The 13,051-nt window shown below is 65.3% G+C and carries 11 protein-coding genes; 5 read left to right on the top strand and 6 right to left on the bottom strand.

Features of this window, described 5'->3' with window-relative positions:
* Position 1: 1 nt before the first annotated feature.
* Entirely contained in the window at positions 2–1,366 is a 1,365-nt protein-coding gene (locus FLL57_RS08385; RefSeq protein ID WP_013502598.1) for an efflux RND transporter periplasmic adaptor subunit, read from the bottom strand.
* Positions 1,356–2,804, bottom strand: a complete 1,449-nt coding sequence (locus FLL57_RS08380; RefSeq protein ID WP_013502599.1) for an efflux transporter outer membrane subunit — start codon at positions 2,802–2,804, stop codon at positions 1,356–1,358. The genes FLL57_RS08385 and FLL57_RS08380 overlap by 11 nt, the downstream gene beginning before the upstream one ends.
* Positions 2,805–3,233: 429 nt before the next feature.
* Here FLL57_RS08380 and FLL57_RS08375 point away from each other — a divergent pair, with 429 nt between their 5' ends.
* From FLL57_RS08375 to FLL57_RS08355, 5 genes are all read left to right on the top strand, one after another.
* Positions 3,234–4,547, top strand: a complete 1,314-nt coding sequence (locus FLL57_RS08375) for an NAD(P)/FAD-dependent oxidoreductase (protein WP_142882654.1) — start codon at positions 3,234–3,236, stop codon at positions 4,545–4,547.
* Between the two features lie 2 nt (positions 4,548–4,549).
* Positions 4,550–5,395 carry a DUF1365 domain-containing protein gene (locus tag FLL57_RS08370; RefSeq protein ID WP_142882653.1) on the top strand — a complete coding sequence of 282 codons (846 nt, stop codon included), beginning with the start codon at positions 4,550–4,552 and terminating at the stop codon, positions 5,393–5,395.
* 54 nt (positions 5,396–5,449) lie between these two features.
* Positions 5,450–6,679, top strand: a complete 1,230-nt coding sequence (locus FLL57_RS08365) for an SAM-dependent methyltransferase (RefSeq protein WP_142882652.1) — start codon at positions 5,450–5,452, stop codon at positions 6,677–6,679.
* Between the two features lie 111 nt (positions 6,680–6,790).
* On the top strand, positions 6,791–7,828 hold the full coding sequence (locus FLL57_RS08360) for a cysteine synthase A (RefSeq protein WP_142882651.1): 1,038 nt from the start codon (positions 6,791–6,793) through the stop codon (positions 7,826–7,828).
* A 147-nt stretch (positions 7,829–7,975) separates the two neighbouring features.
* Positions 7,976–8,245: a hypothetical protein gene (locus FLL57_RS08355; protein ID WP_142882650.1), complete on the top strand. Its 270-nt coding sequence runs from the start codon at positions 7,976–7,978 to the stop codon at positions 8,243–8,245.
* A 240-nt stretch (positions 8,246–8,485) separates the two neighbouring features.
* On the opposite strand, the gene FLL57_RS08345 is transcribed toward FLL57_RS08355, so the two are convergent.
* The 4 genes from FLL57_RS08345 to FLL57_RS08330 are packed head-to-tail and all read right to left on the bottom strand — an operon-like array spanning position 8,486 to position 12,986.
* Positions 8,486–9,226 (bottom strand): amino acid ABC transporter ATP-binding protein, encoded by a 741-nt coding sequence (locus tag FLL57_RS08345; RefSeq protein ID WP_142882649.1) that lies wholly within the window; start codon positions 9,224–9,226, stop codon positions 8,486–8,488.
* Between the two features lie 15 nt (positions 9,227–9,241).
* A complete protein-coding gene (locus tag FLL57_RS08340; RefSeq protein WP_013502606.1) occupies positions 9,242–10,747 on the bottom strand; it encodes an amino acid ABC transporter permease in 1,506 nt (501 codons plus the stop codon).
* The gene (locus FLL57_RS08335; RefSeq protein ID WP_013502607.1) at positions 10,744–11,949 is read right to left on the bottom strand and encodes an amino acid ABC transporter permease; all 1,206 of its coding nucleotides are present in this window, start codon (positions 11,947–11,949) and stop codon (positions 10,744–10,746) included. Before FLL57_RS08335 ends, FLL57_RS08340 begins: the two co-directional genes overlap by 4 nt.
* A gap of 20 nt (positions 11,950–11,969) precedes the next feature.
* Positions 11,970–12,986, bottom strand: a complete 1,017-nt coding sequence (locus tag FLL57_RS08330) for an amino acid ABC transporter substrate-binding protein (RefSeq protein WP_013502608.1) — start codon at positions 12,984–12,986, stop codon at positions 11,970–11,972.
* Positions 12,987–13,051 lie beyond the last annotated feature (65 nt).

The raw sequence follows: 13,051 nt of genomic DNA, 5'->3' as shown, positions 1-13,051 counted from the left end.
GTCACGGCGTCTTGGGCGCCCCCGACGACGGCGCTGCGCCCTGTGCCGGCGCCTGCTGCTGCCCAGCCTCGCCGCGGCGACGCTTACCCTGCCCCTCACCCGCATCTCCGCCGCCGCTTTGCGCGCCGGGCGGGCGCCGGCGCTTCTGCGGGGCGAGGTCGGCGGCGGGAGTCTGGCTGGCGTCGCCGATCGTCACCTTGGCGCCTTCGGCCAGATTGGCGAAGCCGGTGGTGACGACGCGGTCGGCCGGCGTCAGCCCCTCGGCGACCACGGCCTCGCTTTCATTCTGCTGCGTCACCTTCACCGGGCGGGCATGAACGATGTTGTCGTCGCCGATGATGTAGCTGAAGGTGCCGGCCGGACCGCGCTGCACCGCCGACACCGGCACCACGATCGCCTGCTTCAGCGTATCGACCTTGAGCCGCACGTTGACGAACTGGCCCGGCCAGAGCTGCATTCTGGCGTTCGGGAATTCCGCCTTCAGCTTGACCGTGCCGGTGGTCTGGTCGACCTGGTTGTCGATACCCTTCAGCACTCCGGTGTCGATCACGGTGACGCCGTCGTTGCCGAACACGTCGACCGGCAGCGGAGCCTCGGCGGCTGCGGCGTTGACCCGCACGATCTGCTGCTGCGGCAGGCTGAACTGCACGGCGATCGGCTGCAACTGCGTGATCACCACGATGCCGGTGGTGTCGGCGGACTTGACCAGATTGCCCTTGTCGACCTGGCGCAGGCCGGCGCGGCCGGAGATCGGCGCCACCACCTTGGTGTAGCTCAGCGTCGCCGCCGCATTGTCGATCGCCGCCTGATCGGAGCGGACCTGCGCCTCGAGCTGCGCGACGGTCGCCTTCTGGGTGTCGGCTTGTTGTTTGGAGCCGGCATTCGAGGCCGCAAGCTGCTGGTAGCGCGCCAGATCGATCCGGGCGTTGGCGAGTTGCGCCTCGTCCTGCGCCTTCTTGGCGACCGCCTGGTCGTAGGCCGCCTGATAGATCGCCGGGTCGATCTCGGCCAGCACGTCGCCGGCCTTGACGTCCTGACCTTCGGTGAAATTCACCGCGATCAGCTTGCCGTCGACCTGGGCCCGCACCGTGACGGTGGCGAGCGGCTTCACCGAGCCGACGCCGTCGAGATACACCGGCACGTCCGCGACCTTCGGCGTTGCCGCCAGCACCGGCACGGCGAGATCGGGCGGCATCCGCCGCTCGGCCTGCTTGGTCTGCGTCGCCCGCCAGGCGACGACGCCGAGCCCGCCGAGGATCAGCGTGACCAGCAGCAGTGAGACGCTGCGGCGTCGCAGCCGCGCCCCCCAGCCGCTCCGTCCGGTTCCGGCGCCGGACGACTCCTTCGCATCCGGCTTAAAGAGCATCGACCGTTCTTTCCATCTTTGGCTCCCAGCCGCCCCCGAGTGCCTGAAACAGACTGACGATCGCCTGGAAGCGCGCGAGCTGCGTCTGGATCAGACCGTCCTCGGCCTGGAACAGCGTGAGCTGCGTATTCAGCACGGTGACGATGTCACTGGTACCGGCGCGGAGCTGCTGTTCGGCGAGATCGAAGGCGCGCCGCGACGACGCCACCACCTCACGCTGCAACCGCAGCCGCTCGGTGTTCTGCTTGATCGACTCCAGCGCGTTGTCGACATCGGCGAATGCCGACACCACCGTCTTCCGATAGGTCTGCAGCAGCTCTTCCTGCTGCGCCTGCGTGAGATCGAAATTGCCCTGGATGCGACCGCCGTCGAAGATCGGCTGGGTCAGCCCCGCGGCGATGTTCGAGAACGTCGCTTGCGGAGTGAACAGCGAGGCCAGCGCCGCGCTCTGGTATCCGCCTTGGGCGGTAAGCTGAATGGTTGGGAAGAACTGCGCCCGGGCGCTGCCGACATTGGCGGTGGCCGAGGCAAGTTGTGCCTCCTGGCGGCGGATGTCGGGCCGCTGGGTGAGCAGATCCGACGGCAGCCCCGGCGTCACCCGCGGCGAGGCCAGCCGGGTCAGGGAGCCGCCGGCGATCCTCACGCTCTCCGGCGGACGCGCCACCAGCGTCGCCAGCGCGTTGACGTTCTGCGCCAGCGTCAGCCGCAGCGGCGGCAGCGCGGCGCGCTGGTTCGCCAGCACGCTCTCCTGCTGCGCCACATCGAGATCGGTGCCGGTGCCGGCCCGGAGACGCTGCTTGATCGCATCGAGGATGCGGCTGGCGCTCTTGATGTTGCTTTCGGCGGTGCGGATCCGGTCCTGCGCGGCCAGCACCTGGAAGTACGCGTTGGCGACGCCGGCCATCGTCGTCAGCATCACGGTGTCGCGATCGAACCGGGTTGCGGTCGCCGTCTCCTCGGCGGCGAGCGCGGCATCGCGGTTCTTGCCCCAGAAATCGATCTCGTAGGACGCGCTGAGCGACGACGAATAGGTGCTGTAGCGGCGGCCCGCGATCGTGGTATTGGAGATGTTCGAGCCCGAGGTCTTGACCTGGCTGCCATTGCCGGTGCCGCTGAGGCTCGGCAGCAGCGCCGCGCCGGTGATCCGCGCCTGCGCGTCAGCCTGACGGATTCGCGCCACGGCGGCGGCGACGTCGAGATTGACGGTCTGAGCCTCTTCCATCAATTGCGTCAGCTCGGCCGACCGGAAGCCGCGCCACCAATCCAGTGCCGGCGGCTTCTCGACCGCCGTCCGTGACGCGGCCTTGTAGCGATTCGGCAGATCGAGCGCCGGATCAGGCAAATCCTGAGTGAGGATGCAGCCGCCCGAAGCGGCGACCAGCGCCGAAGCCACCACAAATCGGGTCGCGCGGCCAAGGTAGCGAAGTGTGGTGCTCATGCCGGGCGCGATCCATCGTTCGGCGCGGCGTAACGCCGCGCACCCCGCGCCACCAACCGTCCCGGCGCACGATGTTTTTTGCCAGCCACTTGCAACTCTATCACGGAAGATGCTGTCTCGATCCCTCTGGTCATTCTAGCTGGCGGATTTGGTCACGGACAGAGCCGTCAGGGGCACAGTCGGTGACAACTTGTTTCCGGTATGGCGGCGCTGTTGCGGCGTTCGCGGCGATTCCCTCGATTTCATCGGCGTTCCCGCAACTTGACGGCCTCCGCGATTGCGGCAAAGCTTACAAAGATTTCATCTGGTGATACGGACGTCCGAGGAAGATTCCCTGCCCGCCCTTCGAATTTTTTCGCTGCCGGACATGCTGAAACTCTCGCCCCTCGATGCCGTAGCTCGGAGGCCGGTGGGCTAGAGGGGGCTGGAATGCGGGTTGCTATTGTCGGAACGGGGATCGCGGGGAATTCGGCTGCATGGGCGCTGTCGCAGCGCTATCCGGTCACGGTCTATGAGCGCGAACCGCGCGCGGGCGGTCACAGCCATACGGTGACGGTCGATTACGACGGAACGGTGATTCCAGTCGACATCGGCTTCATCGTCTACAACCAGCTCAACTATCCCGATCTCACCGCGATGTTCGCCCATCTCGGGGTCGAGACCGTGGAAAGCTGCATGAGCTTTGCTGTCAGCGCTGACGCCGGCCGATTCGAATGGAAGGGCGGCGGCTCCAACTGGCTCGAGACCGCCGCCGGATTGTTCGCACAGCCGAGCAATCTGCTGTCGCCGTCTTACCTGCGGATGCTGCGGGACATCCTGACCTTCAACGAACAGAGCGTCACCGACTTCAAGTCGGGCGCCCTCGCCGATCTGTCGCTCGGCGACTATTTCAACAGCCGCGGCTTTGCACCGCGGCTGTTGACCGACTATCTGGCGCCAATGGGCGCCGCGATCTGGTCGGCGCCGGCATCGGAAATTCTCGACTTCCCGGCTGAGAATTTCATCGCATTCTTCAACAACCATCGTCTGCTGCATTACGAGCGCCCGATCTGGCGCACCGTGAAGGGCGGCAGCGCGCGTTATGTCGAGAAGCTGACCGGCGCCTTCAGGGACGACATGCGGCTCGGGGCCGAAGTCACTGCGATCGAGCGCTCGGCGAAGGGCGTGATCGTCCGCGACAGCCACGGCGGTCTCGGCGTGTTCGACCACGTCGTGATCGGCGCGCACAGCGATCAGGCACTGGCGATGCTGGCCGATGCCAGCGATGTCGAGCGCGAGATTCTCGGTAGCATCGGCTACGCGCCGAACATCGTGTACCTGCACCGTGATCCACGGCTGATGCCGAAGCGCAAGCGGGCCTGGGCATCGTGGAATTTCCTGCGCTGGCAGCGCCAGGGATCGCCGGTCAACGATGTCGCCGTCACCTATTGGATGAACCGGCTGCAAGGCATCGACGCCGACAAGCCGCTGTTCGTCAGCCTCAACCCGCCGTTCGAGCCGGCACCGGAACTGACCTTCGGCCGCTACGAATGCGAGCATCCGCAATACACCGCCAAGGCGTTCGCCGCGCAGCGCCGCATCGGCGAAATCCAGGGACATCGCAACACCTGGTTCTGCGGCGCCTGGACCGGCTACGGCTTCCACGAGGACGGCCTGCGCTCGGGGCTGGCGGTCGCCGAGCATCTCGGCGCCCCGGTACCGTGGCGTGGTCCACCGTCGGAATTCCGCGAAGCGGCCGAATAGCCATGGCTCGCTTGTCCGCCCCCACCTCCTCGACGATCGGCGCGCCGCCCGCAGCAGCGGCTTCGCTTTATGTCGGCGAGGTGATGCACGCGCGGCTGAAGCCGGTCGGACATCGCTTCCACTACCGCGTGATGTCGCTGCTGATCGATCTCGGACGGCTGGACGAGGCCGACCGGATGTCCCCTCTGTTCGGCGTCAACCGGCGCGCGCTCTACAGCTTCCACGAAACCGATCACGGGCCGCGCGACGGCTCGTCGCTCCGCGCCTACGCTCAGACCAGCGCGGCGGCGCAGGGCGTCGATCTCACCGGCGGCCGGGTGCTGCTGCTGACCTATCCGCGCGTGGCCGGCTACACCTTCAACCCGTTGTCGGTGTATTTCTGCTACGACGCTTCGGGCGCGCTGACGCTGGTGATCTACGAAGTCCGCAACACCTTCGGCGACATCCATCCCTACGCGCTGCCGGTGCGCGCCGGCGAACTCGGCCCCGCCGGGCTGCGGCAGCAGCAGGACAAGCTGTTCTACGTCTCGCCGTTCATCGAGATGGCGATGCGCTATCACTTCCGCATCGTGCCGCCGGGCGACGTCGTCCGCCTGCGAATTCTCGAAACCGATTCCGGCGGCCCGGTGCTCGCCGCTACCTTCGCGGGAGCGCACCGGGCACTGTCGACGAAGACACTCTTGCAGTCGTTCCTGTCGTTGCCGCTGATGACGCTGAAAGTGATCGCTGCGATCCATTGGGAGGCGCTGCGGCTGTGGATCAAGGGCGCCAGGCTCGTTCCGCGTCCCGCCTCGCCGCCGCCGCCGTCCGGCTTTGCAGCCAACCGCCACGATGCTTATAATCCCTAAAGTGTGAGCCCGGCGCTGCCGTCCGTTCCGCTGGGCGCGAACGATGGAACAGGAATGTCCGAGTTAGTTGCGCTGACCCCCGACAACGTCGCTGCCGAAGTGGCCGATCTGCCCCGCGTGGTGCGGATGGCGCTGGCATTCGGCGCGAAGCTCCGGCGCGGGACGCTCGACGTCACCCTCCCCGATGGCCGCCGCTTTCGCCTCGGCGGCGCCGAGCCCGGGCCGGCCGCCGAGATGCGGCTGCATAATTACGCTTTCGCCTCGCGCCTGATCAACGGCGGCGACATCGGCATCGCCGAAGCCTATCTCAACCGCGAATGGGACACGCCCGACCTCACCCAGTTCCTGTATCTGTTCTGCGTCAATCACGAACTGATCCAGGCGATGCTCGGCGACAATCCGCTGATGCGGTTCATGCAGATGGTCCGGCACTGGTTCAACCGCAACACCAGGCGGCAGGCCAAGAAGAACATCTACGCCCATTACGACATCGGCAACGATTTCTACTCGGCCTGGCTCGATCCGAGCATGACCTACTCGTCGGCGCTGTTCGAGGATCACACCCACGATCTGACCGCCGCGCAGATCAACAAATATCAGCGACTGGCCGAGGCGATCGATCTGCGTCCGGGTCATTCCGTTTTGGAGATCGGCTGCGGCTGGGGCGGCTTCGCCGAATACGCCGCCAAGACGTTCGACGTCCGCCTCGTCGGGCTGACGATCAGCCGCGAACAGCGCGACTTCGCGCAGAAACGTATGTTCGAAGCCGGCCTCGCCGACAAGGTCGAGATCAAGCTGCAGGACTACCGCGACGAGCGCGGCCGCTACGACCGGATTGCGTCGATCGAGATGATCGAGGCTGTCGGCGAAGAATTCTGGCCGAAATATTTCTCACAGTTGCGCGACCGCCTGATGCCGGGCGGACTGGTCGGGATCCAGGCGATCACCATCCAGGACCGGTTTTTCCAGGCCTATCGCCGCGAAGTGGATTTCATTCAGCGCTACGTGTTTCCCGGCGGAATGCTGCCATCGCCCGGCGTGCTCAAGTCGCTCGGCGAGACATTCGGTGTGCCCGTCGTGCGCGAACGCGTCTTCGGAGAAGATTATGCCAAGACGCTAGCGACTTGGAGAGACAATTTCCGCGCCGCCTGGCCGAATCTGACGTCGCAGGGATTCGACGAGCGCTTCCGGCGGCTGTGGGAATACTATCTGGCTTACTGCGAGGCGGGATTTCTGTCCGGCAACATCGACGTCCGCCAGGTGGTATTCGCGAAAGCCGGCTGATCCTGCGCCGCTCCAGCCGCAATCGATGCCCAACGACCCAGGCCGTGCTGCCTTGTCTCGCGCCGTCGGGTCTCTTAACTTGAGGGCCCGCAACGTCAGCAGCCGGACAGCATGAGCATCAAGAACGACGTCGTCGACGCCATCGGCAATACGCCCCTGATCAAATTGAAGCGCGCGTCGGAACAGACCGGCTGCACCATTCTCGGCAAGGCCGAGTTCATGAATCCGGGCCAGTCGGTGAAGGATCGCGCGGCGCTGTTCATCATCCAGGACGCGGTGAAGCGCGGTGCGCTGCGTCCCGGCGGCGTGGTGGTCGAGGGTACCGCCGGCAATACCGGCATCGGGCTGGCGCTGGTCGCCAACGCGCTCGGCTTCCGCACCGTGATCGTGATCCCGAATACCCAGAGCCAGGAAAAGAAGGACATGCTGCGGCTGTGCGGCGCCGAGCTGATCGAAGTTCCGGCGGTGCCCTACGCCAATCCCAACAACTACGTGAAGCTGTCCGGCCGCCTCGCCGCTCAGCTCGCCGAGACCGAGCCGAACGGTGCGATCTGGGCCAATCAGTTCGACAACGTCGCCAACCGCCAGGCGCACATCGAGACCACCGCGCCGGAAATCTGGAATCAGACCGACGGCAAGGTCGACGGCTTCGTCGCAGCGGTCGGCTCCGGCGGCACGCTGGCCGGCGTCTCGATCGGCTTGAAGCAGTTCAATCCGAGCGTCCGTGCCGTGCTCGCCGACCCGATGGGCTCGGCGCTGTACAATTACTACAAGCACGGCGCGCTGAAGTCGGAAGGCTCCTCGATCACCGAAGGCATCGGCCAGGGTCGCGTCACCGCCAATCTCGACGGCGCGCAGATCGACGACGCCTACCAGATCCCCGACGATGAAGCGGTACCGCTGATCTACGACCTGCTCGAGCACGAAGGCCTGTGCCTCGGCGGCTCGAGCGGCATCAACGTCGCCGGCGCGATCCGCCTCGCACACGATCTCGGCCCCGGCCACACCATCGTGACCATCCTGTGCGACTACGGCAGCCGCTACCAGTCCAAGCTGTTCAATCCGGACTTCATGCGCAGCAAGAACCTGCCGGTGCCGGCGTGGATGGAGACCAAGAGCACGATCCAGGTGCCGTTCGCGCAGGCGTAGAGCAACCTCGCACGGTCGGCGCGGCCGCGACACAATGCGCGGCTGCGTTAACCCGCCGACAACCGTGCTCTCACGGCACGCAGCGCATTAAACCGAACCTTCACGGCACCGGCCGATCCTTGCGCAAAACAAGGAGCGCGTCGACTTATGTCGGTGTTCAGATCTTTCGGCGCCACGATCGTGGCGGCCATCGCGGTGTTGTTCGTCTCGGATGCACTGTTCGGCGACGACAGTTACCGGTTCGACCGGTCGTTGTACGGCAGCGCGCTCTACGCCCCGCGCCAGGCGCCGAAAGCCGCAGCGACGAGCGACTTCGATCACGCGATGACGCCGGCCGACCGCATCCGGGAGACGTTCAGCCAGTTCACCGTCAGCGGCGCCAAGCGCTATTCGTCACGCGCGACGATCATCCGCTAGAGCGGTTCATCGTTTGATTGAAACGATCCGACCTTTCCGAAGGCACTGAGTCCTCATCCTGAGGAGCCCGGCGAAGCCGGGCGTCTCGAAGGATGGGGCAACGCATTCCCTGCGTCACATGGTTCGAGACGGCGCTACGCGCCTCCTCACCATGAGGTTGTGCGTGTGGCACGCGATGCTGATCAGCTCTGATTCTATAAAGCAGAACTGCTCGAGGGCCTCGGACTCGCTCGCCCGAACTCAGCGCAGAATCTGGCTGAGGAACAGTTTCGTCCGCGCGTGCTGGGGATGGGCGAAGAACTCTTCGGGCTGGTTCGCCTCGATGATCTGCCCTGCGTCCATGAACACGACTCGGTCGGCGACCTCGCGGGCGAAGCCCATCTCGTGCGTCACCACCAGCATGGTCATGCCCTCCTCGGCGAGGTCGACCATGGTGTCGAGCACTTCCTTGACCATCTCCGGATCGAGCGCCGAGGTCGGCTCGTCGAACAGCATCACTTTCGGGTTCATCGACAGCGCCCGCGCGATCGCCACGCGCTGCTGCTGACCTCCGGAAATCTGCCCCGGATACTTGTCGGCCTTGTCGGGAATCCGCACCCGCTCCAGGAACCTCATCGCGGTGGCTTCGGCGTCCTTCTTCGGAATGTTGCGCACCCAGATCGGCGCCAGCGTGCAGTTTTCCAGCACCGTGAGATGCGGAAACAGGTTGAAGCTCTGGAACACCATGCCGACTTCGCGGCGGATGTCGTCGACGTGCTTCAGGCTCGGACCGAGGTCGATGCCGTCGACCACGATCTGACCTTCCTGGAACTCCTCCAGCGCGTTGATGCAGCGGATCAGCGTGGACTTTCCGGAGCCGGATGGCCCGCAGATCACAATGCGCTCGCTGCGCGCGACATCGAGACTGATGTCGCGCAGCACGTGAAACTCGCCGTACCATTTGTTCAGACCAGCGATCCTGACGATCGGGGTGTCAGCCATCAATCGATCCTTTCGTCAGGTCCGCCGGTGGGCGTTGAGGCGGTGTTCGACCGACAGCGAGTAGCGCGACATGCCGAAGCAGAACACGAAGTAGATCAGCCCGGTGAAGGCGAAGCCCGTGAACAGCGTCGTCGGCGTCGACCAGGTCGGATCGGCAAACGCGGCGCGGAGCTGGCCGAGCAGATCGAACAGCGCGACGATCGACACCAGCGAAGTATCCTTGAACAGCGCGATGAAGCTGTTGACGAGGCCCGGAATGACGTGGCGAAGCGCCTGGGGCAGCACGATCAGTCCGGTGGTCTTCCAATACGACAGCCCGAGCGCGCTCGCCGCTTCCGCCTGCCCGCGCGGGATCGCATTCAGGCCGCCACGAATGACTTCGGCATTGTACGCGCCGGCGAACAGCGCGATGCCGATCAGGACGCGCACCAGATTGTCGATGGTGAAATTGCCCGGCAGGAACAGCGGTAGCATATAGGTGGCGAAGAACATCACCGTGATCAGCGGCACGCCGCGCCAGAACTCGATGAAGGCGACCGAGAAGATCCGGATCAACGGGATCGTCGAGCGGCGCCCGAGCGCCAGCGCGATGCCGACCGGCATCGAGGCGACAATGCCGGTCACCGACACTACCAGCGTCACCAGCAGACCGCCCCACATCCGGGTGTCGACGATCGGCAGCCCGCCGCGATCGAGCCGCAGCGCCGCGATCACCACTGCGATGCCGACGAAAGCTCCGACCGTGGTCGCCAGCGCCCGCCAACCATTGCGCACACCGGTCAGCACGAACACCAATGCGGTGGTGGCGATGGCCGTGAGCAGAAGATCGAGCCACACTGGCTGCGACGACGCCTGAATCCACTCGCGCAGTGCCACCAGCGGCCAGCTCAGCCACACCAGCAACGTGCCGAGGCCGAGCAGCACCGGGCCGATCACGCTTCCAATCGGCCCGCCTGTGGCCAGCTTGCGGCCGGCACGGGTGACGCTGTCGGCGAGCCCGCTCGCAAGATCAGCACTCCAGGTCACGCCGAAGCCCTGCACGCCTCCGCCATACAGCAGAAAGAACGCCAGCACCGGAAAGGCGACGAAGAACAGTCCGGCATTCAGCGTCTTGGCAGGTGCCCGCGGAATCAGGAGCGGCAGCAGCAGCAACGCACCGAGCGCGAAGGTCAGGTCGACCCGCCAGCGTTCCGGCGTCGGATAGAAGCCGTAGACGAATTGCGAGAACTTCGCCTGGACGAACGGCCAGCAGGCCCCGACCGGATGCCCCACCGTCTCGGCGAGGCAATCTGTGCGGTTCGCTCCGGTCCAGACCGCATCGATCAGCAGGAACTTCACCGTCGGCACCACGGTGAAATAGAGCAGCAACGCGCCGACGACGGTCAGCAGGATGTTGGTCGGCGAGTTGAACAGCCGCTGCCGCGCCATTCCCACCAGGCCCGACCGATACACCGGGGGCGGCCGCTGCGGCACCATCTCGCCGCGCACGAACACCGGAGTGACGGCCCCGAGCTCGCTCATGCTCCCATGCTCCGGTTGATCCGCCACGCGTACAGGCTCATCAGGGCGCTGGTGACCAGCGAGATCAGCAGATACACCCCCATCGTGATGGCGATCACCTCGATCGCCTGCCCGGTCTGGCTCAGCGTGGTGCCGGCGAACACCGAGAACAGATCTGGATAGCCGATCGCCACCGCCAGCGACGAGTTCTTGGTCAGATTGAGGTACTGATTGGTGAGCGGCGGCAGGATCACCCGCAACGCCTGCGGGATCACGATCAGCCGCAACGTCTGCCCCCGCGACAGGCCGAGCGACGCCCCCGCCTCCATCTGCCCCTTGTGCACCGACAGGATCCCGGCCCGGACGACCTCGGCAATGAACGCGGCCGTATAGGTCGACAGCGCCAGCGTCAGCGCCACGAACTCCGGCGGAAGCCGTGAGCCGCCGGCGAAATTGAAGCCGCGCAGGACCGGCACTTCGAAGGAGAACGGCCTGCCGAAGATCGCCACCGCGACGAGCGGCAGGCCGATCAGCAATCCGATTACCACAGGCCACACCCGCATCGGTTTGCCGGTCGCGAACAGTCGGCGCCGCGCATACAGCGGCAAGGCGATCGCCGCGGTCACCGCGATCAGCACCGCGACCAGGAACCCGTCGAGGCCGGCCTCACCGACCGGTCGCGGCACCACGATGCCACGATTGGACAGAAAGAAGCTGTCAAGCAGCGAGACGCTCTGGCGCGGCGCCGGCAACGTGCCGAGCACTGCCAGATACCAGAACAGGATTTGAAACAGCAGCGGCAGGTTGCGGACGATCTCGACGTAGCCGCCGGCAATCCGCGAGATCAGCCAGTTCGGCGACAGCCGGCCGAGCGCAACCATGAATCCGATCACGGTGGCGATGACAATCCCGACTGCCGACACCAAAAGGGTGTTGACGAGCCCGACCAGGAACACCCGCGTGTAGCTGTCGGACTCCTGATACGGAATCAGCGTCTGACTGACGCCGAACCCCGCGGTCTGCGACATGAACCCGAAGCCGGAGGCGATCCGCTGGTTGGCGAGGTTGTCGCGCGCATTGTCGACGATCTCGTAGCCGATCCAGCACAGCACCGCGACGAACAGCACCTGGGCGATCAGCCCCTTCCAGCCGGAGCGACCACCCAACGCACGCCGCAGTTTCGCGACGAACTGCGGCGGCGGTGGGCGTGCGTCGATCGCCATCGGCGCGGATCTTCAGCCGATCAGCGGATCGGGGGGGCGTACATGATGCCGCCCTTGTTCCACAGCTTGTTGAGGCCGCGCGCGATCTCGAGCTTGGAGCCGGAGCCGACGTTGCGCTCGAACGACTCCCCGTAATTGCCGGTGGCCTTGATGATGCGGGCGACCCAATCCTTGGTCAGGCCGAGCTGTTCGCCGAGGTTGCCGTCGGTGCCGAACACCCGCTTCAGCTCCGGCTTGTCCGACTTGGCCATCTCGTCGACGTTCTTCTGGGTGACACCGAGCTCTTCGGCGTTGATCAGCCCGAACAGCGTCCACTTGACGATATCGAACCACTGATCGTCGCCGTGGCGAACCAGCGGTCCGAGCGGTTCCTTGGAGATCACTTCCGGCAGCACGATGTGATCGGCCGGGGTCGCCAGCTTCAGGCGCTGGGCGTAGAGCTGCGACACGTCGGAGGTGAAGACGTCGCAACGGCCGGTCTCGTAGGCCTTGACCGCCTCGTCGGCATTGGCGAATGCGATCACCTCGTACTTCATGTTGTTGCCCTTGAAATAGTCGGCAACGTTCTGCTCGTTGGTGGTGCCGGTCTGGACGCAGATCGACGCCCCGTTCAATTCCAGCGCCGAATTCACCTTGAGCGCCTTCTTGGCCATGAAGCCCTGACCGTCGTAATAGCTGATGCCGGCGAAATTGACGCCGAGCGAGGTGTCGCGCGACAGCGTCCAGGTGGTATTGCGCGACAGCACGTCGATCTCGCCGGACTGCAGCGCGGTGAAGCGGTCCTTGGCGGACAGCGGGACGAACTTCACCTTGCTCGGATCGTCGAAGATCGCGGCGGCGATCGCACGGCAGACGTCGACGTCGAGGCCGGTCCAATTGCCCTTGTCGTCCGGAGATGAAAATCCAGGCAGCCCCTGGCTGACGCCGCAGGACAGCATGCCGCGATCCTTGACCGTCTTCAGGGTCTGCGCGTCCGCTGACGACACCGAGACGACGGTTGCGGCAGCAAGGGCGACGACGAGCGATACACGTTTCATGGAATGACCTTTCAAGGGATGTCCTGGCCGCTTCAATCGGCTTCGTAGGCGATGCGTTCCGATTG

Origin of the sequence: Rhodopseudomonas palustris (assembly GCF_007005445.1) — a bacterium.
Lineage (GTDB): Bacteria > Pseudomonadota > Alphaproteobacteria > Rhizobiales > Xanthobacteraceae > Rhodopseudomonas > Rhodopseudomonas palustris_G.
This window is presented reverse-complemented; position numbering and strand designations above follow the sequence as displayed.

What these genes read in the sequence shown, in the direction of transcription:
- FLL57_RS08345 (WP_142882649.1), bottom strand. Translation starts at nt 9,226, where the DNA reads ATGGCTGACACCCCGATCGTCAGGATCGCTGGTCTGAACAAATGGTAC.
- FLL57_RS08380 (WP_013502599.1), bottom strand. Translation starts at nt 2,804, where the DNA reads ATGAGCACCACACTTCGCTACCTTGGCCGCGCGACCCGATTTGTGGTG.
- FLL57_RS08340 (WP_013502606.1), bottom strand. Translation starts at nt 10,747, where the DNA reads ATGAGCGAGCTCGGGGCCGTCACTCCGGTGTTCGTGCGCGGCGAGATG.
- FLL57_RS08330 (WP_013502608.1), bottom strand. Translation starts at nt 12,986, where the DNA reads ATGAAACGTGTATCGCTCGTCGTCGCCCTTGCTGCCGCAACCGTCGTC.
- FLL57_RS08365 (WP_142882652.1), top strand. Translation starts at nt 5,450, where the DNA reads ATGTCCGAGTTAGTTGCGCTGACCCCCGACAACGTCGCTGCCGAAGTG.
- FLL57_RS08335 (WP_013502607.1), bottom strand. Translation starts at nt 11,949, where the DNA reads ATGGCGATCGACGCACGCCCACCGCCGCCGCAGTTCGTCGCGAAACTG.
- FLL57_RS08360 (WP_142882651.1), top strand. Translation starts at nt 6,791, where the DNA reads ATGAGCATCAAGAACGACGTCGTCGACGCCATCGGCAATACGCCCCTG.
- FLL57_RS08370 (WP_142882653.1), top strand. Translation starts at nt 4,550, where the DNA reads ATGGCTCGCTTGTCCGCCCCCACCTCCTCGACGATCGGCGCGCCGCCC.
- FLL57_RS08375 (WP_142882654.1), top strand. Translation starts at nt 3,234, where the DNA reads ATGCGGGTTGCTATTGTCGGAACGGGGATCGCGGGGAATTCGGCTGCA.
- FLL57_RS08355 (WP_142882650.1), top strand. Translation starts at nt 7,976, where the DNA reads ATGTCGGTGTTCAGATCTTTCGGCGCCACGATCGTGGCGGCCATCGCG.
- FLL57_RS08385 (WP_013502598.1), bottom strand. Translation starts at nt 1,366, where the DNA reads ATGCTCTTTAAGCCGGATGCGAAGGAGTCGTCCGGCGCCGGAACCGGA.